Raw genomic sequence first — 22,996 nt, 5'->3', positions numbered from 1 at the left:
CTCGGGGGATCCGGTCGGGCACTACCGCCCGTGGAGGAGAGGTCGGCATGATGGGGGCATGACCCGATTCGTCGTGAGGCTGCTCATCAACGCGGTGGCCCTGTGGCTCACCACGCTGCTCGTGTCGGGGGTGACGGTGACGCCCTACGGAGCAGGAGGCACCCCCGAGACGATCGTGACCTTCCTGCTGCTCGCCCTGGTCTTCGGCATCGTCAACGGCGTGGTCGGCACGGCGATCCGGGTGGTGGCCTTCCCCCTCTACGTCCTGACGCTCGGCCTGATCGCGTTGATCGTGAACGGGCTGCTGCTGCTGATCGTGGCGTGGATCTCGGATCTCTTCGGCTTCGGGTTGACGATCGACGGTTTCTGGTGGGGCGTGATCGGTGCCGTCGTGCTCGCGGTCTTCGCCTGGGCCATCGGCGTCGTCGTCCGCCCCGTGGTCGGGCGGGGTGACCGGAAGCGGTGAACCGGTTCCGCATCTGCTTCGTCTGCACGGGCAACATCTGTCGTTCGCCCATGGCCGAGACGGTGCTGCGGTCGCTCGCCGACGACGCGGGCCTCGGCGACCGGGTCGAGGTCACGAGCGCGGGCACCGGCGACTGGCACGTCGGCGAGGGGGCCGATCCCCGCACCGTCGAGGCCCTGGAACGCCGCGGCTACGATGGTTCCCGGCACCGGGCGAAACAGTTCGAGGCCGACGACTTCGCGCGCTACGACCTCGTGGTGGCGTTCGATCGCGGCCAAGAACGCATCCTCCGGGCCTGGGCAGGCGACGACGCCGACCGCTCGAAGGTGCAGCTGCTGCTCACCTTCGCTCCCGACGCGGCGCCGGCGGGCGGCGGTCTCGACGTCCCCGACCCGTACTACTCCGACGCAGGACTCTTCGACGAGGTGCTCGACATGGTCGAGCGCGCCTGCTCGGCCCTCTTCCGCCAGATCGAACCCGCACTCCGCAAGGGACAGTCATGACGTTGCCTCCTCAGCCCCTCAGCCCGCTCGACGGCCGCTACCGCTCGTCGGTCGGCACGCTGGGCGACCACCTCAGCGAGGCGGGGCTGAACCGGGCCCGCGTGCACGTCGAGGTCGAGTGGCTCATCGCGCAGACCGACCGCGGCGCGTTCGGCTCTGCCCCGCTCGACGACGAGCAGAAGCGGGCACTGCGGGCCGTCGTCACCGACTTCGGCCAGGCTGCGATCGACGAGCTCGCCGGCCTCGAGGCGACGACCCGGCACGACGTCAAGGCGGTCGAGTACTTCGTCCGGGCCCGTCTGGCCGAGCTCGGGCTCGACGAGATCGCCGAACTCACCCACTTCGCCTGCACCAGCGAGGACATCAACAACCTCTCGTACGCGGTCACGGTCAAGGCGGCCCTGTTCGACGTCTGGCTGCCGGCCTTCGACGCCGTCCTCGCCGCCCTCACCACCTGGGCCACCGACGCGCGCGACGTGCCGATGCTCGCGCACACCCACGGGCAACCGGCGACGCCGACCACGGTCGGAAAAGAGTTCGCCGTCTTCGCGCACCGCCTCCAGCGCCTGCGCTCGCAGATCGTCGGCACCGAGTTCCTCGGCAAGTTCAGCGGGGCGACCGGAACCTTCTCGGCCCACGTCGTCGCCGACCCCGGGCTGGACTGGCCCGCGACGGCCCGCGCCTTCGTCGAGGACGCCCTCGGGCTGACCTTCAACCCGCTGACGACACAGATCGAGTCGCACGACTGGCAGGCCGAGCTCTACTCGCGCGTCGCCCACGCCAACCGCGTGCTGCACAACCTCGCCACCGACGTGTGGTCGTACATCTCGATGGGCTACTTCACGCAGATCCCGCAGGCGGGGGCGACCGGGTCGTCGACCATGCCGCACAAGATCAACCCGATCCGCTTCGAGAACGCCGAGGCCAACCTCGAGATCTCGTCGGCACTCTTCGACTCGCTGGCCTCGACCCTGGTCACCAGTCGCCAGCAGCGCGACCTCACCGACTCGTCGGCCCAGCGCAACATCGGGGTCGCCTTCGGTCACTCGATGCTCGCGCTCGACAACCTGCGCCGTGGCCTCGGCGAGATCGCCGTCGGCACCGTGACGCTCGAGTCCGACCTCGACTCCAACTGGGAGGTCCTCGGCGAGGCCATCCAGACGGTGATCCGCGCCGAGGTCGTCGCCGGACGATCGTCGATCGGCGACCCGTACGCCATGCTCAAAGAGCTCACCCGCGGCAAGCGCGTCGGGCAGGCCGAACTGGTCGCGTTCGTCGAGGGCCTCGACGTCTCCGACGAGGCGAAGCAGCGCCTCGTGGCGCTGACCCCGGCGACCTACACGGGCATCGCGTCGCAGCTGGTCGACCACCTGGCCTGACCCCAGGAGGTGCGGGCCGGCCCGTCAGGACGGCCCGCGCACCCGAGGGCGCCGCGCGACGGATCAGCGGCCGGCGGGCCGCGACGGAGCAGCGGCCGAGAGGCCGCGGCAGTCGATCCGCGTCGCGTCAGTGGCCGCGCGGCTTGTCGGCGTCGTCGATCTCGTGGCGTTCGTCGTCGTTGGGCTTGGCCGCGAGGGCGAGCATGGCGATGGTGACGAGCGCGACGATGAAGCCGATGCAGAGGAAGATCAGCGCGAGTTGCAGGTCGCGCGTCGTCATGAGGACGACGAGGCCGACGAAGGCGGCGAAGACCCCCGACAGGCCGAGGAACTCGGCGGGGCGGAACCGGTCGCGCCAGGTGGGGTGGGTCATGACGTTCGTGCCTTGTCGTCGGGGGTGTCGGCAGCGGCCGGGTGACCGGTCTGCCATTTGAGCGAGAGGCCGGCGATCACGAGGAAGACGCCGACCAGGGCGCCGTAGGCGCCCAGGATGCCGACGAGCACGGTCGAGGACGTCAGTTCGCCCTCGATCTGCTCGATGCCGCCGAGCTGCTGGCTGTAGTCCGGCGGGACGACGAGGAAGACCACGGCCAGGGCCAGGGTGAGCACGCCGACGGTCGTCCAGTCACGGGCGAGCGGCGAGCGACGACGACGGCGCAGGCCGGTGAGCAGTTCGAGGACGCCCGTCAGCACGGCCCAGGCCGTGACGAAGGCGACCAGCACGGGCAGCTGCCCGTGCGAGAAGACGAGGCAGAGAGCGCCGATCACGGCCCCGACGACACCCTGGAGCACGGCGATGGTGCGGCTCGATCGGTCGGACAGGCGCAGGGCCGAGCCCGCGGCGAGCACGACGCCACCGACGACCGCCGACGACCCGAAGGCGAGCAGGCCGACCTGGGGTGAGTGATCGGGGGTGAAGGTGATCGCCGCGGCGGCCGCCAGGGCGGGGACGGCACGCATTACGGGCACGGGCCAGTACGCGGAGGGCGAGGGGTCGACGCCCCGGTCCGAGGGGTCGGGCGACGTCACGGGGGCGGTCGCGCCGGAGTCGTGGTGCGCAGGCGTCACGAGACCTCTTTCACGGGTGGGGGACCCGCCGAGTTTACCGCGCGCTCCTGAACGCCAGGCGGCGGGCGGTGCCGAAGGTCAGTGGCCAGCCGCGGCCCCTGAGCGTCGTGAGTTGACGGGCCATGCCGGAGGGCGTCACCCGCAGCACCCCCTCGGACTCGAGCGACAACCCGGTGAGCACGCCGTCCATCACGCGTCGGGTGGAGGCCAGCCCCTCGGCCGTGTGCAGCTGGTCCGCGATCAGCACGCCGGCCGGCAGGCGGCTGACCCGGGTGTAGGCGGTCGTCGTGTCGGCCCAGGTGGATCGCCAGTCGGGTCCGACCTCTTTGACGCACTCGATCAGGCGGGCCGTCGCGACGTCGGGGTCGGGGTCGTCGACGGTGAGCAGTCGGTAGTACGTGCGCCGGACGCCCGCGGTGCTCATGAAGAGCAGGTCGACGTAGCCCGCCACGACCGAGGCGGGCCGCGGCCCGGTGCCGACGACGGTGCCCCCCGTGACCCACGAGCCGTGGCCGTCCTTGGCGTCGGGCCAGGTCTCGACGAGCACCTCGAGCCCCGAGATCTCGATCTCGCGTACCGGTGCGGCCGAGGCCGCGGCCTCGAGGGCGCGGTGCCGCAGCCCGTGCCCCTGTCGGGCGTCGCGCTCGCCCGTGCGGTAGGGCACCTGCTCGAGGTCGTGGACCACCCCGCTGAGACGCTCGACGAAACTGGCTGTCACGTGTGACAGGTTACGTGTGACATGCGAGTGAGGGCAAGCGCGTCACGACACGGCGATCTCCCGACACCTTCCCAGCCCACGCCGTTACGTTCGCAGCATCTTCGGGCCGCCTCCGGCCCATCCACCCGGCTGAGAAGTCGACCAGCCGCGGGAGCCCGATGACCGCCACCGTCCCCACGACCCCCCGAACCTCGTACCCGCGCATCGTCCACGCGCCCGCAGGTGCCGCGCCCGCCGGGTTCCGACCCACCGTCGCGGGCCAGGTCGGCAAGCCGACCAGCACCTACTCGAGCCTGCTCAAGTCCGTGCGCGAGGCGGGCCTGCTGCAGCGCCGCACCGGCTTCTACGTCACGGTCTTCGTCGTCCTCGTCGCGTGCCTCGGTGGCGCGGCCACCGGGTTCGTCCTGTTGGGCTCGAGCTGGTTCCAGCTGTTGATCGCCGCTGCCCTCGGCGTCATCCTCACGCAGTTCGCGTTCCTCACGCACGAGGCCGCGCACCGTCAGGTGTTCGAGTCGGGCACGCGCAACGACAAGGTCGGTCGCGTCCTCGCGGCCGGCGTCGTGGGCATCAGCTACGCGTGGTGGATGACCAAGCACAGCCGCCACCACGCCAACCCGAACACCAAGGGCAAAGACCCCGACATCGCGTTCGACACGATCTCGTTCCTCGAAGAGGACGCGGCGAAGCAACGCGGCGTGCTCGGCTTCGTCACCCGTCGTCAGGGCTACTTCTTCTTCCCCCTGCTGCTCGGCGAAGGCGTCAACCTGCACGTGACGTCGTTCCGCACGCTGCTCGGCCGTGACAAGGTCGAGGGCCGCGCGCTCGAGATCACGCTGATCGCCGTGCGACTCGTCGCCTACTTCGGCGTCGTCTTCTGGTTCCTGCCGCTCGGCATGGCCTTCGCCTTCATCGGCGTGCAGATGGCCGTCTTCGGCCTCTACATGGGGTCGTCCTTCGCCCCGAACCACAAGGGCATGCCGATCATCCCCGAGGGTGCGAAGGTCGACTTCCTGAGCAAGCAGGTGCTCACCTCGCGCAACATCACGGGTCGGCACTCGACGGCCTTCATGGGCGGGCTGAACTACCAGATCGAGCACCACCTGTTCCCGAGCATGGCGCGTCCCAACCTGCGCGCGGCCAGCGCCCTGGTGAAGGCGCACTGCGCCGAGCACGGCATCCCCTACACCGAGACGACGATCGGCAAGTCGTACGCGATCGTGATCCGGTACCTCAACCGCGTCGGCCTCTCGGCCCGCGACCCGTTCGACTGCCCCGCGGCGTACGCCATGCGTCCGCGCTAGGCCGCGTCGAACACAGAGAGCGCAGGAGGCGCGGGCCGGGTCAGGCGGACCGGCTCGCGCCTTCGTCGTCCCCGAAGAAGTCCGCGTAGCGGACGGGACGTGCGTCGCCCGACGCGGCCCCCGCCTCCCGGGTCGCCGAGGAGTGGTCGCGGTCCCCGACCGCTCGGGACTGGTGCTTGGGGTAGGGGTGGATCGCGACCGGGGACGTCGTCGCGTCCCTCGTGTAGGTGGAACCCACGGTCGCCTCCCGTCGCGGGCCGGACGTCGCATCCGGTCCCTCGATCGCCACGATACGAGTGCGCGAGGGCGTTCGCGAGGGGCTTGTCAGGCCCCTCGGCGGGGGCTACCGTCGAGGGTTCGGCGCTCTCAGGCGGGCCAGGCGGCCAGCTGCCAGCCCAACCAGGGTGAGAAGGCGAACGGCGCGGCCGCGACCGCGTCGCGCAGCTCGGCCGGCTCGACCCAGGCCCATTCGGCGACCTCGTCGGGCGAGGGGTCGGGCAGGCCCACGGCGCGGGCCGTGAAGACCGGGCAGATCTCGTTCTCGACCACGCCCGAGGCGTCGGTGGCGAGGTACCGGAACTCGGGCAGGATCACCTCGACGTCGCGGACCTCCATGCCAAGCTCTTGGTGGGCGCGCCGCATCAGCGCCTCGGCCGGCGTCTCGCCGGGGGCGGGGTGGCCGCAGAACGAATTGGTCCAGACGCCGGGCCAGGTCTTCTTCGACAGGGCGCGACGGGTGACGAGGACGCGGCCGAGGTCGTCCGTGACGTGGCAGCTGAAGGCCAGGTGCAACGGCGTCGTGGCGGTGTGCACGGTCGCCTTCGCGGTCGTGCCGATGGGCGTGCCCTCGTCGTCGAGCAGTACCACGAGCTCGTCGTGCGCGCCGGGGCGGTCACCGGACGTCGGCTGGGGATGCGTCGAGATCTCACGGGTCATGAGAGGTAGTCTGCCCTGGTGGACGGTGATCACCTGCACGCAGGCACGCGGGCGAGACACGATCGTGTCGACGCCGTCCTCGACGACTTCTTCGCGCTGGCCAAGCGCCGCGCCGAGTCGGTGGGCTGGCGATACGTCGACCTGTGGTCGGTGCTCGAGCGCAACAGCGCCGGGGGCAAGCGTTTCCGGCCCCGCATGGTCTTCACGGCCTACGACGCCCTCGGGGGCACCGACGACGAGGCCGTGGCCCGGGTCGGCGCGGCCTTCGAGCTGCTGCACACGGCCCTGATCGTCCACGACGACGTCATCGACCGCGACTTCTCGCGGCGCGGCATCCCCAACGTCTCGGGCAGCTATCGCGACACCGCGACGACGGCGGGCATCCCGACCCCCGCGGCAGAGCACCGGGGCATGTCGGCCGCCGTGATCGCCGGCGATCTCGCCCTGACCGGGGCCAGCCGCATGCTGCTCGGCATCGGTTGCCAGGACCACGTCCGCACGCGCTTGCTCGACCTGCTCGACGAGGCGATCTTCGTCAGCGCGGGCGGAGAGATGGTCGACGTCGAGTTCTCACTGTCCACCGACCTGCCGACCGTCGACGAGATCCTCGAGATGGAGCGCGCCAAGACGGCCGTCTACTCGTTCGAGGCACCGCTGCAGGCGGGCGCCGTCCTGGCCGGTGCGGGCGAGGCCGTCGTCACGGCGGTGGGCGACTTCGGCCGCGAGGTCGGGGTCGCGTACCAGGTGGTGGACGACCTGCTCGGCGTCTTCGGCACCGAAGAGGCGACCGGCAAGACCACACGCGGCGATCTGCGGGAGGGCAAGCGCACGGTGCTCGTCGCCCACGCCGCGACCACCGACGAGTGGTTCACGATCCAGCCGTTCATCGGCAAGGCCGACCTCAGCGAGGCCGAGGCCGAGCACGTCCGTGGTCGCCTCGAGGTCTGCGGCGCCCGCTCCTTCGCCGAGGGACTCGTCGAGCAGCACGCCCGCCGTGCGCTCGACGTGCTCGACCGGGCCGAGGTGCCCGAGTCGTTGCGCGAGGCGTTGACGCCGGTCGTCCAGGACGTCCTCGAGAGGGTGCGATGACGGGCCTGTCGCTGTACGACTCCGTGGCCGACGCGACCGCGGGAGGCGTGATCCGCCGCTATTCGACGTCCTTCGGCCTGGCGTCCCGCCTGCTGGGCGGCGAGGTGCGGCAGCACGTCGAGAACGTGTACGCGCTCGTGCGCGTGGCGGACGAGATCGTCGACGGCCCCGCGACCGAGGCCGGTCTGGGCGCCGAGGCGGCCGGCCGGTTGCTCGACGGCTTCGAGGCCGAGACCGAGCGGGCCCTGGTCGAGGGCTTCAGCCCCAACCTGGTCGTGCACGCCTTCGCTCGCACCGCCCGCGCCACCGGGTTCGGTGCCGAGCTCACCGCACCCTTCTTCGCCTCCATGCGGGCCGACCTCAGCGCCCGCGAGCACGACCAGGCCTCGTTCGACGCCTACGTGTACGGCTCGGCCGAGGTCGTCGGCCTGATGTGCCTGAAGGCGTTCCTGCAGGGGCACTCCTTCCCGTCGAGCACGGTCGCCGAGCTCGAAGAGGGGGCTCGTCGCCTGGGCGCGGCCTTCCAGAAGGTGAACTTCCTGCGCGACCTCGCAGCCGACTTCGAGCAGCTCGGCCGCAGCTACTTCCCCGGCGTCGACGTGACCACGTTCGACGAGCAGACCAAGACGAGACTGGTGCGAGACATCGACGACGACCTCCGCGTGAGCGGCGAGATCATCCCCGTGCTGCCGACGTCCTCACGCCGTGCGGTGGCACTGGCCCACGGCCTGTTCGCCGAGCTGAACCGGCGTCTCGAGGCGACCCCCGCCTCCTCGCTGGTCCGGGCGCGCGTGCGCGTGCCGAACCCGGTCAAGGTCCGCATCGCCGCGGGGGCCGCGGCCGGTCGCGTCACGCGCCTGCCCGAGGCCCGCGCATGAGCCGCGACACGGTCGACCGCGGGGCCACGGGGGCCGGCACCGGTGCGCCCGACGAGTCGCACGGCCTCAGCGTCACCCGCCACGGCCGCCGCGTCGTCGTGATCGGTGGTGGCATCAGCGGCCTGGCCTCGGCCGCGCTGCTGGCCCGCGAGGGCCACGAGGTCACCCTGCTCGAGAAGAACGACGAGGTCGGCGGCCGCGCCGGGTCGTGGAGCCACGAGGGCTTCCGCTTCGACCTCGGCCCGAGCTGGTACCTCATGCCCGAGGTCTTCGACCACTTCTTCCGCCTGATGGGCACGTCGGCGGCCGAGCGCCTCGACCTCGTCGAACTCGACCCGGGCTACCGCGTGCTGTTCGAGCCGACGCCCGACGACCCCGCGGCCAGCGCACCGATCGACGTGCCCCGCGGGCTCGAGCAGAACGTCGAGCTCTTCGAGCGCGTCGAGCCCGGCAGCGGCGAACGCATGCGCCGGTACCTGCGCTCGGCCCGCGACACCTACGAGATCGCCAAGCGGCGGTTCCTCTACACGAGCTTCGGCAGCCTCACGCCGCTGCTGCGCGGCGACGTGCTGGTGCGCCTGCCGAAGCTGGCGCGGCTCTTGCTGACGAGCCTCGACTCGTACGCCTCCCGCACGGTGACCGACCCGCGCCTCCGACAGATCCTGGGGTACCCCGCGGTCTTCCTCGGTTCGTCGCCGTTCGACACCCCGAGCATGTACCACCTGATGAGCACGCTCGACCTCGACGACGGCGTGCTGTACCCGCAGGGTGGCCTGATCTCGGTGATCGAGGCGATCCGCGACGTGGCCGTCGAGGCCGGGGTGACCGTCGTGACCGGCGCGGCCGTGACGCAGATCGTCACGCAGCCGCTCGCGGCCGAGGGCGCTGCCCTGCCGCGTGGCTCGAAGGCGACCGCCGAGGCGACCGGGGTCGACTGGACCGACGCCGAGGGCGAGAAGCACCGCGTCGACGCCGACCTCGTGGTCAGCGCGGCCGACCTGCACCACACCGAGACGCAGTTGCTGCCGCGCGAGCTGCGCACCTACGACTCGTCGTACTGGGCGAAGAAGAACCCCGGGCCGAGCGCCCTGCTGCTCTACCTGGGCGTCGAGGGCGAGATCCCCGAGCTCGAGCACCACACACTGCTCTTCGCCCGGGACTGGCACGAGAACTTCGAGCGGATCTTCGGTGCCGACAAGCGCATCCCCGACCCGCCGTCGCTGTACGTCTGCAAACCGAGCACGGTCGACCCGTCGACGGCGCCCGCCGGTCACACGAACCTCTTCGTCCTGGTGCCGCTGCCCGCCGACCCTGCGCTCGGCTCCGGCGACGTCGACGGTGACGGCGACCCGATGATCGAGCGGCTCGCCGACGGCGTCATCGCCCAGATCGCCGAGTGGGCGCACGTGCCCGACCTCGCCGACCGCGTCGTGGTCCGACGCACCCGCGGACCGCGGGACTTCGTCGACGACGTCAACGCCTGGAGCGGCAGCATGCTCGGCCCCGCGCACACGCTCGCCCAGAGCGCCCTGTTCCGCACCGGCAACGTCTCGACCCGCGTCGACTCGCTGTTCTACGCCGGCGGGTCGGTCCGCCCCGGCATCGGCCTGCCGATGTGCCTGATCAGCGCCGAGGTCCTGCTCAAGAACCTGCGCGGCGACACCAGCACCGAGCCGCTCCCCGAGCCCGCCGCCGGCTGATGGGGTTCGTCTACCTCGCGGCGTTGCTCGTCTCGCTGTTCGGCATGGTGATGCTCGACCGCAGGTTCCACCTGTTCTTCTGGCGCGACGTGCCCCGGGCCGCGGTGACGCTGCTGGTCGGCGTCGTGTTCTTCCTGATCTGGGACGTCGTGGGCATCGACCTCGGCATCTTCTTCCGGGGCGAGACCTCGTTCATGACCGGCGTCCTGGTGGCGACCGAGCTGCCGCTCGAAGAGCTCTTCTTCCTGGCGCTGCTCTGCTACCTGACGATGAACCTGCTGGCCGGAGCCCGGATGGCGGCGGTGGTCGTCCTCGACCGGCGTGACGAGAGCCACGCGCGGGCCGGTCGCCGGGCGGACGGCGTGGCGTCGTGAGCTACTGGGCCGTCAACGCGGTGTTCCTGTCGATCGTCGCGGTGCTCGGGGTGCTGGCGCTGGTGGCCGCAGGGGTGCGTGGCCGGGCCGCGCGCGCCTCCTCGTCCCCGGCCGAGACGTCACGGCGGCGACGCGAACGGCTGCTGGGGGCGGGCCTCGCGACGGGCGTGCTGCTCGTGATGACCGCCGTGTTCGACAACGTCATGATCGGCATCGGACTGGTCGGCTACGACGCTGCCCGCATCAGCGGCGTCTTCGTGGGCATCGCCCCGCTCGAGGACTTCGCCTACGCGGTCGCGGCGCTCGTCCTGCTGCCCTCGGTGTGGGTGCTGCTCGGCGGCCCCAAGACGCCCCGCGCTCCCGCGGCGCCGGCGGCCGGCGGGTCGACGACCGTGAAGGAGGCGCGCTCGTGAACACGCTCAAGGCCCTGTTCGTCTCGTCCCGGCCCCTGAGCTGGATCAACACGGCGTTCCCGTTCGCGGCGGCGTACGTGCTGACGTCGCTGCTCGCGCCGACGACGACCGGGTACCTGGGCTCGTACCAGCCGCTGTCCCAGATCGACGTGACGCCGGCCGGCACGGAGGCCATCATCTTCTCCGCGGCCGAGAACGTGCTGGGCCCGGTGAACTGGCTCGTACTGATCGTCGGCGCGCTCTACTTCTTGATCCCCTACAACCTCGCGATGTACGGCATCAACGACGTCTTCGACTACGAGAGCGACCTGCACAACCCGCGCAAGGGCGGCGTCGAGGGCGCGCTGCTCGATCGCAGCCTGCACCGCACGACGTTGCGCGCGGCGGTGATCACGAACGTCCCGTTCCTGGTGTTCCTCGTGGCGGTCGGCAGTCCGCTGAGCTGGCTCGTGCTGGCCGTCAGCGTCTTCGCGGTGATCGCCTACTCGGCCCCCGGCCTGCGCTTCAAGGAGCGCCCCTTCGTCGACTCGATCACCTCGAGCACGCACTTCGTCAGCCCCGCCGTCTACGGTCTCGTGCTGGCCGGGGCCACGTTCACGCCCCAGCTGTGGGCGCTGCTCGGGGCGTTCTTCCTCTGGGGCGTCGCGAGTCACGCGTTCGGTGCCGTGCAGGACGTGCTGGCCGACCGCGAGGGCGGCATCTCGTCGATCGCGACCGAGATCGGGGCCCGCTCGACGGTGCGTCTCTCGGTGGTGGCCTACCTGCTGGCCGGCGTTCTGCTGACCTTCACCGAGTGGCCCGGCCCGCTCGCGGCCCTGCTGACCCTGCCCTACGCGATGAGCTGCGCCCCGTGGTGGAACGTGACCGACGACCGGGCCGAGGAAGTCAACCGTGGGTGGCGGCGCTTCCTGGCCCTCAACTTCGTCAGCGGGTTCGTCGTGACGATGCTGATGATCTGGTGGGTCTTCCTGCGGAACTGACGCCGCGCCTCCTGCGCTCGTCGCCCCTCGTCCCGCCGGGTCGGGTGGGCCGGGCGATCAGGGACGCCAGCCGAGGTTGAGCGCGGCCGTGCGGAGGAACCGCACGGTGGTCGCGTGGGCGCCCGGCTCGGCCCCCCGGACCGTCTCGTCGCGGATGCCGTCGACGACGTCGACGAGCTTGCGGTGCGCGAGGCTCCCGCGCTCGGTGAGGGCGTAGCGACCGTCACCGACCCCGTCGGTCGCGAGGCTCACCCAGCCGCTCTCGACCAGCTCGGCGAGGTGGTCCGAACTCGACTCGCCCGTGGCCGGGTCGAGGAAGGGCGCGACGGCCTCGTCGAGGGTGGTGCGGGTGGCCGGGCCCCGTTCGAGCAGGTTCAGCAGCTGCCACTGACGGCGAGTGACCCCGTGTTCGTCGAGGACCTCCTCGAAGCGCCGGTCGATCAGCCCGTCCACGAGCCTCAGCCAGAAGCCGATCGGGCGCCCCCGGTCGACGGCGAGGTCGTCGTCGACGCTGCCGAGGTCGTGAGGTGCGTGCGTGTCGTCGGTCGGCGGAGTGACCTCGCCTCCGTCTGCGGAACGTCGTCGGTCCATGGACGGCACCGTACACCGGTCGGACCTCCGCCTCGAGAGGGATCTTCCGATGGATTCACCTGCCGGAAAGACAACGGCAAGGCCGCGGCCTTACATTCGAGGCGTGACCACCTCGAGCGCCGTCGCGCCTGCGCCCCTCCCCACGCGACTGCGCCGCACCTGGTCGCGCGTGCAGGCCCATCCGCGCGGCCTGCTCTACGGTTTCGTCGCCGTGCACGCCGCCGTGTTCCTGGCGCTCACGCCGCTGATGATCGGCGGCGGGGTCACCGGCGACCTGCCGCTCTACCGCCTCTGGGCGACGGGGGCCCTGAGCGAGGGGGTCTGGCCCGTCCTCGACTTCTCGTGGGTCTACCCGGCCGGGGCCCTCGTGCCGATCGTGCTGCCGAACGTCTTCGGTGAACAGCACTACCAGTTCGTCTGGCTGGCCCTGCTCACCGCGCTCGACGCCGCCGCGCTCTGGCTGTTGACCGACCGCGGCCGACGCACGGTCGACAACCGGGCCGCCTGGTGGTGGCTGCTCGTGACGCTCGTGCTCAGCCCCGTCGCGTTCCTGCGACTCGAGGGGTTCAGCGCGCCGTTGGTCGTCGCCGCCCTGATGTTGCTCTCGACGCGTCCGCGGGTGGCCGGGCTGCTGCTGGCGGCGGCCACGTGGATCAAGGTCTGGCCCGCCGCCGTCATCGCGGCGGTCGTCGTCGGGTCGCGTCACCGGGCGGTCGTGCTGCGCGGGGGCGTGCTCGTCACCATGGTCGTCGTGTCGTGCGTGTTGCTCGGCCGGGGGGCCGACGACATCACGAGCTTCGTCACGATGCAGTCGGGGCGGGCCCTGCAACTCGAGGCGACGCTCTCGACGCCCTGGCTCTGGATGGCCATGCTGCGCGTCCCCGGCGCCTCGGTGTACCAGAACGTCGCCCTCGCCACCCGCGAGGTGATGGGCCCCGGCGACACCTGGATGATCAACGACAGCACCCAGGTCATGCTCGCCGTCCTCGTGCTGCTGGCGGGTGTCCTGGCCGTGGCCAGCTTCGGCCTGCCCCGATGGGGAGGGCTCCGGAGGCGCGGGTCGGCAGCGTCCGCCGGCGCCGCGGCCGTCGTCCCGGCTCGTGGCCGCGACGACGAGTTCGGCACGGTGCTGCTCGGCGCGCTGACCCTCACCCTCGCCTTCGTCGTCTTCAACAAGGTGGGCTCGCCGCAGTACCTGCTCTGGATCGTGCCGATCGTGGCCGTCGGGTACGCCTCGCGCCCCGAGGCGTTCCGGACGCCGGCCGTGTTGACCGCCTGGGCCTCGGGGCTCACGACGCTGGTCTTCCCGATCCTCTACCGATCCCTGATCGAGCTCGACCCGGTGGCCGTGCTCGTCCTGGGCGCCCGCAACGCCCTGCTCGTGGTGTTGTTCTGCTGGTGCACGGTGCGACTCGTGCGGCTGGCGGTCGCCACGGTGCGCAGCGACGCGCTCGAGGTGCGCGTCCCGCTGGTGGCGACCCGCGCCTCCTGACCCCGGCGTCGGGGTGGCTCGTCCCCTGCATGCCGACGGACGGCGTCGTCCACGGATGCCCGGCCAATCTGGGCCGCGTGCGCCGGGTCGTGCCACCGTGGAAGGCCTACCTGCCACCACGAGCCAAGGAGCACCCATGAAAGGCAAGATCCTCTTCGTCGCAGGAGCGGCCGTCGGATACGTCCTCGGAGCCCGCGCGGGTCGCGGCGCGTACGTCAAGATCAAGGACCAGGCCGAGAGCCTGTGGGAGAACCCGACCGTCCAGAAGGGCGTCCAGCAGGCCGAGGGCTTCGTGAAGGAGAACGCTCCGATCGTCGCCAAGAAGGCGCAGGACGTCGCGAACGACGCCGCCCACGCGGTCGGCTCCAAGGCGAAGTCCGTGTCGGGCAAGGGCTCGGACGCCACCGACAAGGCCGCCGCCAAGGCGACCGAGGCGGCGCACAAGGCCGCCGACAAGGTGAACGAGAAGGCCGACGACGTCAAGAAGCAGACCGCGGGCACCAGCCCCGACGACGACAAGCTGCCGGGGGTGACGGTCGGTGAGTGACCTGAAGGCACCCGAACAGAGCACCAAACGTTCGCTCGGCTCGCTGATCGGCAGCCTGCCCGAGTTGATCTCGCGGCTGATCCGCGGCGAGATCGCGCTGGCCAAGACCGAGCTCGCCACCAAGGCCAAAGAGGCCGGGGTAGGTGTCGGCTTGTTGGTCGGCGCCGCCCTGTTCGGCTTCTTCCTGCTCGCCGTGCTCATCACGGCCGGTGTGTTGGGGCTGGCGACGGTCGTCGCTCCCTGGCTCGCGGCGCTCATCGTCGCGGCCGTCCTGCTCGTCATCACGGCCGTGCTGGCACTGCTCGGCATCAAGGCCCTCAAGAAGGGCGTGCCGCCGACCCCGGAGAAGGCCGTCGCCAGCGTGAAGGCCGACGTCAGCGCGTTGAAAGGGCAGGGCAGCTATGACTCCGAGAAGCAGTGACGCGAGCGATCACGACGCACACGGCACGGCGAAGCGCGGCAAGGGCGACGAGCCCGACCCCCGTGCCGAGCTCGCCGAGGCCCGTGCGGCCGAGGAGCGCGCCGATGCCCACGGCAGCACGTCGCCCGACAAGGACGCCGAGAACGCCACCGGGCCCCGCCCCGGTGCGAGCATCCCCGAGATCGAGCTCGACCTCGCCCGCACCCGTGAAGAGTTCGCGGCCACGCTCGACGCCATCGAGGACAAGCTGAGCGTCCCCGCCCACGCCCGTCGGCTGAAGGCGAGCGTCAAGCGGCGCCTCGACAGCGACCCGAAGCCCGTCGTGGCGGCCGCTGCGGCCGGCACCGTCGGCGTCGTGGCGCTCGTCGCCGGCATCGTCAAGACGATCAGGCGCTGACCCGTGGCCCAGAAGAGCACCGAGCGCGAACAGCAGTCACCCGACGAGGACGACTCGCGCAAGCCACAAGACCTGACGGACGTCTCCAAGCCATCGTGGGGGTACGTGCTGGGCAAGACCCTGCGCGAGTTCACCCGCGACCAGTGCACCGACCTCGCCGCCGCGCTCACGTACTACGCGGTGCTGGCGATCTTCCCGGCGTTGCTGGCGATCGTGTCGCTGCTCGGAGTCGTCGGGCAGGCGGACTCGACCGCCAAGACGCTGCTCGACCTCGTCTCGCAGTTCGGCTCGCCGCAGGTCGCCGACCTGCTGCGGGACCCGATCATGCAGCTCACCGGTTCGCCGGCCGCCGGGGTCGCTCTGATCGTCGGTGTGCTGGGTGCCCTCTGGTCGGCCTCCGGTTACGTGGGTGCCTTCGGTCGGGCCATGAACCGCGTCTACGGCATCGACGAGGGGCGTCCGATCTGGAAGCTCCGCCCGACCATGCTCGGCGTCACGGCGTTCACGGTCGTGCTCATCGTCGTCGCGGCACTCATCCTGGTCATCAGTGGTCCCGTGGCCGAGACGGTCGGCGACCTCGTCGGACTGGGCAGCACCGCGGTGTTCGTCTGGGACATCGCGAAGCTGCCGATCCTCGCGATCATCGCCGTCGTGATCGTCGCCGTGCTCTACTACTGGGCCCCGAACGTCAAGCAGCCGAAGTTCAAGTGGATGAGCCTCGGGTCGCTCGTGGCGCTCGTCATCTGGCTGGTCGCGTCCGTGGGGTTCGCCTTCTACATCGCGAACTTCTCGAACTACAACAAGACGTACGGCTCGCTCGGTGCGGTCATCGTCTTCCTGCTGTGGCTCTGGATCACGAACAACGCCCTGCTCTTCGGGGCCGAGTTCGACGCCGAGCTCGAGCGTGGCCGCGAGTTGCAGGCCGGCCTCCGGGCCGAGCGCGACATCCTGCTGCCGCCCCGCGACACCGCCCAGAGCGAGAAGAAGGCCGCGGCCCTCGCCAAGGACGAACTCGCCGGGATGCGACTGCGTCAGGCCGCCGCCGCGACGATCGAGCGGAACGGCGACGAGGTGCCCGAGCCGGACGGCGAGGGCGGCTCCGAGGCGTCCGAGTCCGACCGGAAGAAGGACGAGCGCGCCGACGGCGGACACTCGAAGGGCGACCGTTCGAAGGGCGACCGCGACGACTAGGTGACGTCCTCTGACGACGCGACCCGCGCCTCCTCGGCTCTCACGAGCTCGGGAGGCGCGGGTCGTCTCTCGTGCGGCGGCAACGGACACCGGGTCGCTTACGCCCCGACCGGCGTGCCGCACCCGACCTGCAGGTGCTCGTGGGCGTGCCGCATCCGACCTGCGGGTGCTCGTCGGGCGTGCCGAACCCGACCTGCGCGTGCTCGTCGGGCGTGCCGAACCCGACCTGCGCGTGCGCGATGTGCGTGCCGAACCCGACCATGCGGTGGCGACACGCCGCCCGACAGGCGCTGCGGACGGCGTGTCGTGCTCGGATGGTCGCGAAGTGCACACCGGGGTGGAGGGGCTGGGCGTCCGAGGCGGGCTAGAACTCGAAGCCGAGCTCGGACGGGTACTCGCCGCGCGCGGTGAGCGTGGTCGCGGCGTCGCGCAGGTGCGACAGGGTCAGGCCCATCGTCGTCGGGCCGAAGCTGACCCGCGAGACGCCGAGCTCGGCCAGGCGGGCGAGCTTGACGGACGACGGGTTCGAGATGACGCTGACCTTGCCGTGGATCTGGTCGAGGGCGGCCTTGACGAGGTCTTCGGTGCCCAGACCGAGGACGAACGCGCAGTCGGCGCCGGCGTCGAGGTAGGCGTTGGCGCGGGTGATCGCGTCGTCGAACGAATCGGGGTCGCCGGCCAGGGCGTCGACCCGGGCGTTGATCACGATCGGCACCCCGGCGCGGTCGCCGGCGCGGCGGGCGGCGGCGATCTTCGAGACCTGGGTGTCGATGTCGTACAGCGGCGCCTTGGCCTGGCCGATGCTGTCCTCGATGTTGAGACCGGCGGCGCCCTCTTCGATGAGGCGGAAGACGTTGTCGAGCGTGCCGGCGGCGTCGGTCGCGTAGGCCTTCTCGAAGTCGACGGAGACGGGCAGATCGACCGAGCGGATCACGATGCGGGCGGCGGCCAGCATGTCGTCGACGTCGAGGCCTTCGCCGTCCTCGACGCCGTGCGCCTCGCTGATCGAGTGGGAGGCGGTGGCCAGGGCCTTCACGCCCGGTGCGCCCGCGACGATGCGCGCGGTGATGCTGTCCCAGACGTTCGTCACGATCAGCGGGTCGCCGGGGACGTGGAGGGAGCGGAGGAGTTCGGCCTTCTCGGCCGTGCTGGAGATCGACATGCGCCCAGCCAACCAGCCCGGGCTGGCAGGCACCAGCCCGGGCCGATCCCGGCGGGGACTAGTCGCGCCGGAGGACGAGCTCGCCCAGGGGCAGACGCTCGCGGGGGGCGGTCTCGCGCTCGGCCAGGGCCTCGATCAGCTTGTCGGCCTCGTCGACGACGCCGACGGCCGTGATGGTGACGGGCTTGAGGTTGTCGGTCAGGTCGAACGCGGCGACGATCTTGTCCCACTCGACGCCGGCCATCTGGTGGGTGTGGAAGCCTTCGGCGTGGGCCTGCACCGTGAGGTGGGCGACGGCCTGGCCGAGGTCGTACTCGGCGGTCGGGCGTGCGTCGCCCTCGACGGTCGAGGTCTCGGCGACGGCGACGATCAGTGCCGCGGCGTTGCCGGCCCACATCGCGTTGAAGCTCATGAGGGTGCCGACGATCGTGTCGAACGACTCGCTGCCGCGGCGGGCCACGATGAAGCGGCGGGGCTGGTGGTTCTGGGCCGACGGGGCCCAGCGGGCGGCCTCGAGCAGGGCGTCGAGCTGACGGTCCGAGATCTCGGCGGTCGGGTCGAACGAGCGAGGGCTCCAGCGCTCGTCGAGGAGCGACACGAGGGGGACGCTGGTCTCGGCGGTGCGGACGGTGGACGGGGCGGTGGACTCGGAGATCGACATGGTGCCTCTTTCTTCTCGGTGACAAGGGGGTGGGCGCGCCGTCGAGCCACGGACACGACAACTCCGCCCGCCCCCGCGTGATTCCCGACGTCAGGAGGCGCGGGTCGCCTCGGCGACGATCGCCGCGACCCGTCCGGGCACGGTCTCGTCCTGCAGGCTCGTCGTGTCGCCCAGGGGCCGGCCGTCGACGATGTCGGCCAGCAGCCGCCGCATGATCTTGCCCGAGCGGGTCTTGGGCAGGTCGGGCACGACGAGCACGGTCGCGGGCTTGGCGATCGGCCCGATCTGATCGGCCACGTGGGCGCGCAGCACGGGGGACAGCGACCCCGCGAGCGGAGCCCACACCGACGGCTCGGCGACGTCGCCGGCGTCCCGCACCGCGCCTCCTGCCGGTCGTGCCGCAGGCACCACGAAGGCCGCGATCGCCTGGCCGGTGCGCTCGTCGGTCACACCGACGACGGCCGCCTCGGCGACGGCCGGATGCGACACGAGCGACGACTCGATCTCGATGGTCGACAGGCGGTGACCCGACACGTTGATCACGTCGTCGACCCGCCCGAGCACCCAGATGTCGCCGTCCGCGTCGTACTTCGCGCCGTCGCCCGAGAAGAACCAGCCCTGCCGCCAGTAGGTCGCCCAGTAGCTGTCGCGGTACCGCTCGGGGTCGCCCCAGACCGTGCGGGCGAGCGCCGGCCCGGTCCGCTGGACCACGAGGTAGCCGCCACTGCCGTTCGGGACGCGCTCGCCGGCGTCGTCGACCACGGCGGTCGAGAGCCCGGGCAGGGCCCGCAGCGACGAGCCCGGCTTGAGGGTGTCGGCCCCGGGCAGCGGGGCCATGACGGCGGCCCCCGTCTCGGACTGCCACCAGGTGTCGACGATCGGGCACCGGCCCCGGCCGAACTGCTCGTGGAACCAGACCCACGCTTCGGGGTTGATGGCCTCGCCGACCGTGCCGAGCAGGCGCAGCGACGACAGGTCGTGGGTGTCGGGCAATCCTTCGGGGAACCACGACGACAGCGTCCGCACCAGCGTCGGGGCCGTGTAGTAGGTGGTGACGCCGTAGCGCTCGATGATCTCGAGGTGCCGGGCCGGGTGGGGAGTGTCGGGCGTGCCCTCGTAGATCACCTGGGTCAGGCCGTTCGACAGCGGACCGTAGATCTCGTAGGTGTGCGCCGTCACCCAGGCGAGGTCGGCCGTGCACCAGTGCACGTCGCCGGGCTTGGCGTCGAAGACGGCCCAGTGGGTCCAGTTCGCCTGCGTCAGGTAGCCGCCGCTCGTGTGCACGAGTCCCTTGGGCCTCCCGGTGGTGCCGCTCGTGTACATGATGAACAGCGGCGTCTCGGCGCCGAAGTACTCGGGCTCGTCGGTGTCGGGCTGGTCGTCGACGACATCGTGCCACCACAGGTCGCGGCCGTCCGTCCACGGCACGTCGGGCGTCTGCTCGCCGGTGCGCCGGACGACGAGCACGTGCTCGATCTCGTTGTCGCCGCTGACCGCGTGGTCGGCGTTCGCCTTGACCGGCACCGCGGTGCCACGACGGAACTGCCCGTCGGTCGTGACCAGCAGCTTGGCGCGGGTGTCCTCGACGCGGAACTTCAGCGCCTCGCCCGAGAACCCGCCGAAGACCAACGAGTGGATGGCACCGAGACGGGCGATGGCGAGGGTCACCACGATCGTCTCGGCGATCACCGGCAGGTAGACGACCACGCGGTCGCCCTTCCCCACGCCGAGCGACCGCAAGCCGTTGGCGGCCTTCACGACCTCGCGCTGCAGCTGCGCGTACGTGATGTCGCGGCGGTCGCCGGGCTCGCCCTCGACGTGCAGGGCGACCTTGTCGCCGAGACCGGCGTCGACGTGCCGGTCGACGCAGTTGACGGCGACGTTGAGCGTGCCGTCGGCGAACCAGGTCGCCTCGGGCACCGTGAGCTCGCCGCCCGGCCCCTCGGTCACGGGCTTCCAGGTGTGCGCGACCGTCCACGGCGTGTGCCAGTCGAGCCGCTGCGACGCCTCGGCCCAGAACGCCACGGGGTCGGCGGCCGCCCGCGCGTGCTCGGCGGACGTGACGTTGGCCCCCTCGACGAGCGCGGGAGGCGCGGCGAAGGTCCGTCGCTCGTCGAGCAGGTTCGAGATGGTGTCGCTGGTGGCCATGCGCCCCACGCTACGGGCGGCTCGGCGGCGTCGGGTGCCGCAGGGCAACGCTGCGTAACGCGCGGGCGATCCGGAAGGTGGGGACGAGGCGTGCGACCGAGTCCTGCCCAGGCGGCAGGATCGTGACCCCGTCGTGATGCGTCGCCGCCTATCGTTGCCAGGTGATCAGCAGCCCTCGACGTCCTCTCGCTCGTCGATCGACCCGCGCACTGGGTGGGGCGGCGCTCGCCGCGGTGCTCGTGCTCGCACCGGTCACGGCCTTCGCCGCGGACGCCCCGGCGACCGCCACCTCGTCTCCGGCCCCGACGACCGCCGTCCCCGAGCTGTCCTCGCCCGCCTCGAGCTCGGTGCCGACCGCCGTCGACGCGATGACCTACGTCGTCAACGCCGCGCCCGGTGCCGTCGCGACCGACGCGGCGTCGGCCGCCGTGGTCGCCGCGGGCGGCACCGTCCTCGCCCGGTGGGACGAGATCGGGGTGGTGACCGCGCGGTCGACCGCAGCCGACTTCGTCGACCGGGTCCGCGCCTCCTCGGCGGTCGGATCGGCGGGTCCGACGCGGACGGCCGCCGTCCGGACGACGGCCGGAGCCGGCCCGCGCGACGACGCGGGCTCCGCGCCGGCCCCGACGGTCGGCGTGCAGTCGACCGGCCTGGCCGAGCGGGTGACCGACGTGGCCGACCCCGCCGAAGAGCGAGGGTGGAACGACCAGGCCGTGCACGCGGCCGAGGCGCGGGCGGTGCAGCCCGGCAGCCGCGACGTGCTGGTCGGCGTGCTCGACAGCGGGATCGATGCGACGCACCCCGACCTCGCCTCGCAGGTCGACCCGGCCGCCTCGGTGGGCTGCAGCGTGGACGGCGTCGCCGACAGCGACCCCGCCGCCTGGGCGCCCTCACCCGACGCCGCGACGAGCACGCGCGAACACGGCACCCACGTGGCGGGCGTCATCGCCGCGGCCGACGACGGCCGGGGTGTCGTCGGCGTCGCCCCGGGCGTGCGGCTGGCGAGCGTCAAGGTCGTCGACGCGAACGGCTTCATCTACCCCGAGTACGCGATCTGCGGTTACATGTGGGCGGCGCAGCAGCAGATGGACGTGACGAACGCCAGCCTCTTCGTCGACCCGTGGGCCGCCTGGTGCTCGGCCGACCCCGACCAGGCCCCGGCCCTCGAGGCGGTCGCGCGGGCCGTCGCCTGGTCGCAGCACGAGGGCGTCCTCGACGTGGCGGCCGTCGGCAACGCCGCGACCGGTGCCGTCGCCGTCGACCTCGCCCACAAGACGACCGACTCGCTCAGCCCGAACGACTCGACCCCGCAGTCGGGGCGTGACGTCTCGCAGGGGTGCGCGCAGCTGCCCGCCGAGGTCGACGGCGTCGTCACGGTCTCGTCGGCCCAGCAGGGCACCGGGGGCTCGATCGAGAAGTCCCGTTTCTCGAACTACGGGGCGGGCGTCGTCGACCTGACGGCCCCCGGGTCCGCCGTGCTCAGCACGGTGCCGGGTGGCGGGTTCGCCGCCCTCAGCGGGACCTCGATGGCGGCTCCGCACGTGGCCGGGGTCGCGGCCCTGCTGGCGAGCGTGCATCCGGACGCGACCCCGGCCCAGCTGCGTGACCTGCTCACCCGTCAGGCCGGCGGTGAGACCCCGGCCGAGTACTTCGGGGCCGGCATGGTCGACGCCTTCGCCGCCGTGACCGAAGACCTGTCGCTCGGTCCGGTCGTCGTCGCCCCCGACGGCACGCTGCGGGCGGGCGCGGCGGCCACCCTGCGCGGCACCGGCTTCGTGCCCGGCGAGACGGTCCGGGCCGAGGGGGACGCGTTCGACGAGTCGACGTCGACCGTCGCCGACGAGCGTGGGCGGGTCCAGCTGCCCGTCCGGCTCTCGCCCGGCACCCCGCCGGGCCCCTCGACGTTCGCCGTGGTCGGGTCGTCGGGCGCGAGCGCGGTCGTCGACGTCGAGGTGCAGGAGGCGCTGGCCGGCCCGGTCGTCACCTCACCCGCCGGCGGGGCACGGGTGCCCTCGGGGCAGGACGTGGTCGTCGAGGGCACCTCGATCGACTCCGCCCGCGTCACCGTCACCATGGAGCCCGCCGCAGAGGTTCTCGCGTCGACCCGGGCCGTGGCGGCCGCTGCCGTGTCCACCACGGTCCGCGCCCAGCAGGACGGAACGTTCAGCGCGACGTTCTCCGGCCTCGCCGAGGGGGACTGGCACGTCTCGGCCGTCACCCGGACGGTGGACGACGTCGTCTCGGCCACCGGCCCCGTCGTCCTCTTCGCCGTCGACCCGCTCCCCGTTCCCGTGCCGGGTGACGAGAGCGGCGTCCCGGTCGGGCCCGAGGCCGCGCCGGCCGGCCAGGGGCCCACGTCGCCCGCCCCGGGTGCGCGGCCGGGCGGGACCGTGCTCGACGCGGGTGCCTCGGGACGCCGGATCGCCGCCGAGCCGGCCCGCGCCTCCTCGGATGCTCTCGCCTGGACGGGCTCCGAGCCGGGCCCGGTGGCTCTCGCGGCCCTGCTGATCGTCGTGTTCGGCGTCGGCGTCGTCGGCGTCGGCGTCGGGCGGCGTCGTCCCGTCGACGAGGCCCGGTAGCG

25 protein-coding genes are annotated in these 22,996 nt (G+C 71.9%); 16 read left to right on the top strand and 9 right to left on the bottom strand.

Going from position 1 to position 22,996, the window contains the following annotated elements; all coding sequences use genetic code 11:
- Positions 1-58: 58 nt before the first annotated feature.
- From IFT88_RS14150 to purB, 3 genes are read left to right on the top strand one after another with little or no spacing between them, the layout of a single operon-like run.
- Entirely contained in the window at positions 59-466 is a 408-nt protein-coding gene (locus tag IFT88_RS14150) for a phage holin family protein (RefSeq protein WP_043594100.1), read from the top strand.
- Positions 463-969, top strand: coding sequence for a low molecular weight protein-tyrosine-phosphatase (locus IFT88_RS14145; RefSeq protein WP_255350958.1), 507 nt, complete (start codon positions 463-465; stop codon positions 967-969). Before IFT88_RS14150 ends, IFT88_RS14145 begins: the two co-directional genes overlap by 4 nt.
- Positions 966-2,348 (top strand): adenylosuccinate lyase, encoded by a 1,383-nt coding sequence (gene purB / locus IFT88_RS14140; RefSeq protein ID WP_192121319.1) that lies wholly within the window; start codon positions 966-968, stop codon positions 2,346-2,348. The genes IFT88_RS14145 and purB overlap by 4 nt, the downstream gene beginning before the upstream one ends.
- 127 nt (positions 2,349-2,475) lie before the next feature.
- Here the strand turns inward: purB and IFT88_RS14135 are convergent, their stop codons facing one another.
- The 3 genes from IFT88_RS14135 to IFT88_RS14125 are packed head-to-tail and all read right to left on the bottom strand — an operon-like array spanning position 2,476 to position 4,134.
- Complete coding sequence (locus tag IFT88_RS14135) at positions 2,476-2,721, bottom strand: hypothetical protein (RefSeq protein WP_043594098.1); 246 nt, start codon at positions 2,719-2,721, stop codon at positions 2,476-2,478.
- Complete coding sequence (locus IFT88_RS14130) at positions 2,718-3,416, bottom strand: DUF308 domain-containing protein (RefSeq protein ID WP_342212163.1); 699 nt, start codon at positions 3,414-3,416, stop codon at positions 2,718-2,720. Before IFT88_RS14130 ends, IFT88_RS14135 begins: the two co-directional genes overlap by 4 nt.
- Positions 3,417-3,450: 34 nt before the next feature.
- Positions 3,451-4,134: a hypothetical protein gene (locus IFT88_RS14125; protein ID WP_156155487.1), complete on the bottom strand. Its 684-nt coding sequence runs from the start codon at positions 4,132-4,134 to the stop codon at positions 3,451-3,453.
- Positions 4,135-4,292: 158 nt separating this feature from the next.
- Here IFT88_RS14125 and IFT88_RS14120 point away from each other — a divergent pair, with 158 nt between their 5' ends.
- The gene (locus IFT88_RS14120) at positions 4,293-5,435 is read left to right on the top strand and encodes a fatty acid desaturase family protein (protein ID WP_043594093.1); all 1,143 of its coding nucleotides are present in this window, start codon (positions 4,293-4,295) and stop codon (positions 5,433-5,435) included.
- A 40-nt stretch (positions 5,436-5,475) separates the two neighbouring features.
- Here the strand turns inward: IFT88_RS14120 and IFT88_RS14115 are convergent, their stop codons facing one another.
- Entirely contained in the window at positions 5,476-5,673 is a 198-nt protein-coding gene (locus IFT88_RS14115; protein ID WP_156155486.1) for a hypothetical protein, read from the bottom strand.
- A 128-nt stretch (positions 5,674-5,801) separates the two neighbouring features.
- On the bottom strand, positions 5,802-6,371 hold the full coding sequence (gene idi, locus IFT88_RS14110; protein ID WP_043594089.1) for an isopentenyl-diphosphate Delta-isomerase: 570 nt from the start codon (positions 6,369-6,371) through the stop codon (positions 5,802-5,804).
- A gap of 18 nt (positions 6,372-6,389) precedes the next feature.
- Here idi and IFT88_RS14105 point away from each other — a divergent pair, with 18 nt between their 5' ends.
- From IFT88_RS14105 to IFT88_RS14080, 6 genes are read left to right on the top strand one after another with little or no spacing between them, the layout of a single operon-like run.
- Positions 6,390-7,460 carry a polyprenyl synthetase family protein gene (locus IFT88_RS14105; RefSeq protein WP_342212162.1) on the top strand — a complete coding sequence of 357 codons (1,071 nt, stop codon included), beginning with the start codon at positions 6,390-6,392 and terminating at the stop codon, positions 7,458-7,460.
- Positions 7,457-8,338, top strand: a complete 882-nt coding sequence (locus IFT88_RS14100; protein WP_043594088.1) for a phytoene/squalene synthase family protein — start codon at positions 7,457-7,459, stop codon at positions 8,336-8,338. Before IFT88_RS14105 ends, IFT88_RS14100 begins: the two co-directional genes overlap by 4 nt.
- Positions 8,335-10,038 (top strand): phytoene desaturase family protein, encoded by a 1,704-nt coding sequence (crtI, locus tag IFT88_RS14095; protein ID WP_192121317.1) that lies wholly within the window; start codon positions 8,335-8,337, stop codon positions 10,036-10,038. The genes IFT88_RS14100 and crtI overlap by 4 nt, the downstream gene beginning before the upstream one ends.
- Positions 10,038-10,412, top strand: coding sequence for a lycopene cyclase domain-containing protein (locus tag IFT88_RS14090; RefSeq protein WP_192121316.1), 375 nt, complete (start codon positions 10,038-10,040; stop codon positions 10,410-10,412). Before crtI ends, IFT88_RS14090 begins: the two co-directional genes overlap by 1 nt.
- Positions 10,409-10,825 (top strand): lycopene cyclase domain-containing protein, encoded by a 417-nt coding sequence (locus tag IFT88_RS14085; RefSeq protein ID WP_192121314.1) that lies wholly within the window; start codon positions 10,409-10,411, stop codon positions 10,823-10,825. The genes IFT88_RS14090 and IFT88_RS14085 overlap by 4 nt, the downstream gene beginning before the upstream one ends.
- Positions 10,822-11,805 carry a prenyltransferase gene (locus IFT88_RS14080; protein WP_446718834.1) on the top strand — a complete coding sequence of 328 codons (984 nt, stop codon included), beginning with the start codon at positions 10,822-10,824 and terminating at the stop codon, positions 11,803-11,805. The genes IFT88_RS14085 and IFT88_RS14080 overlap by 4 nt, the downstream gene beginning before the upstream one ends.
- Before the next feature lie 57 nt (positions 11,806-11,862).
- On the opposite strand, the gene IFT88_RS14075 is transcribed toward IFT88_RS14080, so the two are convergent.
- Positions 11,863-12,396 (bottom strand): MarR family winged helix-turn-helix transcriptional regulator, encoded by a 534-nt coding sequence (locus tag IFT88_RS14075; RefSeq protein WP_249409055.1) that lies wholly within the window; start codon positions 12,394-12,396, stop codon positions 11,863-11,865.
- A 103-nt stretch (positions 12,397-12,499) separates the two neighbouring features.
- On the opposite strand from IFT88_RS14075, the gene IFT88_RS14070 reads away from it, so the two are divergent.
- From IFT88_RS14070 to IFT88_RS14050, 5 genes are all read left to right on the top strand, one after another.
- The gene (locus IFT88_RS14070) at positions 12,500-13,888 is read left to right on the top strand and encodes a glycosyltransferase 87 family protein (protein WP_192121312.1); all 1,389 of its coding nucleotides are present in this window, start codon (positions 12,500-12,502) and stop codon (positions 13,886-13,888) included.
- 136 nt (positions 13,889-14,024) lie between these two features.
- Positions 14,025-14,435 (top strand): hypothetical protein, encoded by a 411-nt coding sequence (locus tag IFT88_RS14065; RefSeq protein ID WP_043594082.1) that lies wholly within the window; start codon positions 14,025-14,027, stop codon positions 14,433-14,435.
- On the top strand, positions 14,428-14,856 hold the full coding sequence (locus IFT88_RS14060) for a phage holin family protein (protein WP_192121310.1): 429 nt from the start codon (positions 14,428-14,430) through the stop codon (positions 14,854-14,856). Before IFT88_RS14065 ends, IFT88_RS14060 begins: the two co-directional genes overlap by 8 nt.
- Entirely contained in the window at positions 14,837-15,253 is a 417-nt protein-coding gene (locus IFT88_RS14055) for a DUF3618 domain-containing protein (RefSeq protein WP_192121308.1), read from the top strand. The genes IFT88_RS14060 and IFT88_RS14055 overlap by 20 nt, the downstream gene beginning before the upstream one ends.
- Positions 15,254-15,256: 3 nt before the next feature.
- Complete coding sequence (locus IFT88_RS14050) at positions 15,257-16,444, top strand: YhjD/YihY/BrkB family envelope integrity protein (RefSeq protein ID WP_137847394.1); 1,188 nt, start codon at positions 15,257-15,259, stop codon at positions 16,442-16,444.
- 364 nt (positions 16,445-16,808) lie between these two features.
- On the opposite strand, the gene IFT88_RS14045 is transcribed toward IFT88_RS14050, so the two are convergent.
- The 3 genes from IFT88_RS14045 to acs form a co-directional block, all read right to left on the bottom strand.
- A complete protein-coding gene (locus IFT88_RS14045) occupies positions 16,809-17,606 on the bottom strand; it encodes an isocitrate lyase/PEP mutase family protein (protein ID WP_192121306.1) in 798 nt (265 codons plus the stop codon).
- A gap of 58 nt (positions 17,607-17,664) precedes the next feature.
- Entirely contained in the window at positions 17,665-18,267 is a 603-nt protein-coding gene (locus IFT88_RS14040) for a nitroreductase family protein (protein ID WP_192121304.1), read from the bottom strand.
- A 90-nt stretch (positions 18,268-18,357) separates the two neighbouring features.
- A complete protein-coding gene (gene acs / locus IFT88_RS14035; protein WP_192121302.1) occupies positions 18,358-20,415 on the bottom strand; it encodes an acetate--CoA ligase in 2,058 nt (685 codons plus the stop codon).
- 161 nt (positions 20,416-20,576) lie between these two features.
- Here acs and IFT88_RS16820 point away from each other — a divergent pair, with 161 nt between their 5' ends.
- The gene (locus tag IFT88_RS16820; RefSeq protein WP_342212161.1) at positions 20,577-22,994 is read left to right on the top strand and encodes a S8 family serine peptidase; all 2,418 of its coding nucleotides are present in this window, start codon (positions 20,577-20,579) and stop codon (positions 22,992-22,994) included.
- Positions 22,995-22,996: the final 2 nt, after the last annotated feature.

Source organism: Frigoribacterium sp. CFBP 8751 (assembly GCF_014841545.1).
GTDB lineage: Bacteria > Actinomycetota > Actinomycetes > Actinomycetales > Microbacteriaceae > Frigoribacterium.
The sequence above is the reverse complement of the archived record's forward strand: the minus strand, read 5'-3'. Positions and strand labels throughout refer to the sequence as shown.

Coding starts and splice junctions, on each gene's coding strand:
- IFT88_RS14150 (WP_043594100.1), top strand. CDS start 59: ATGACCCGATTCGTCGTGAGGCTGCTCATCAACGCGGTGGCCCTGTGG.
- purB (WP_192121319.1), top strand. CDS start 966: ATGACGTTGCCTCCTCAGCCCCTCAGCCCGCTCGACGGCCGCTACCGC.
- IFT88_RS14135 (WP_043594098.1), bottom strand. CDS start 2,721: ATGACCCACCCCACCTGGCGCGACCGGTTCCGCCCCGCCGAGTTCCTC.
- IFT88_RS14120 (WP_043594093.1), top strand. CDS start 4,293: ATGACCGCCACCGTCCCCACGACCCCCCGAACCTCGTACCCGCGCATC.
- idi (WP_043594089.1), bottom strand. CDS start 6,371: ATGACCCGTGAGATCTCGACGCATCCCCAGCCGACGTCCGGTGACCGC.
- IFT88_RS14100 (WP_043594088.1), top strand. CDS start 7,457: ATGACGGGCCTGTCGCTGTACGACTCCGTGGCCGACGCGACCGCGGGA.
- crtI (WP_192121317.1), top strand. CDS start 8,335: ATGAGCCGCGACACGGTCGACCGCGGGGCCACGGGGGCCGGCACCGGT.
- IFT88_RS14090 (WP_192121316.1), top strand. CDS start 10,038: ATGGGGTTCGTCTACCTCGCGGCGTTGCTCGTCTCGCTGTTCGGCATG.
- IFT88_RS14075 (WP_249409055.1), bottom strand. CDS start 12,396: ATGGACCGACGACGTTCCGCAGACGGAGGCGAGGTCACTCCGCCGACC.
- IFT88_RS14065 (WP_043594082.1), top strand. CDS start 14,025: ATGAAAGGCAAGATCCTCTTCGTCGCAGGAGCGGCCGTCGGATACGTC.
- IFT88_RS14055 (WP_192121308.1), top strand. CDS start 14,837: ATGACTCCGAGAAGCAGTGACGCGAGCGATCACGACGCACACGGCACG.
- IFT88_RS14045 (WP_192121306.1), bottom strand. CDS start 17,606: ATGTCGATCTCCAGCACGGCCGAGAAGGCCGAACTCCTCCGCTCCCTC.
- IFT88_RS14040 (WP_192121304.1), bottom strand. CDS start 18,267: ATGTCGATCTCCGAGTCCACCGCCCCGTCCACCGTCCGCACCGCCGAG.
- acs (WP_192121302.1), bottom strand. CDS start 20,415: ATGGCCACCAGCGACACCATCTCGAACCTGCTCGACGAGCGACGGACC.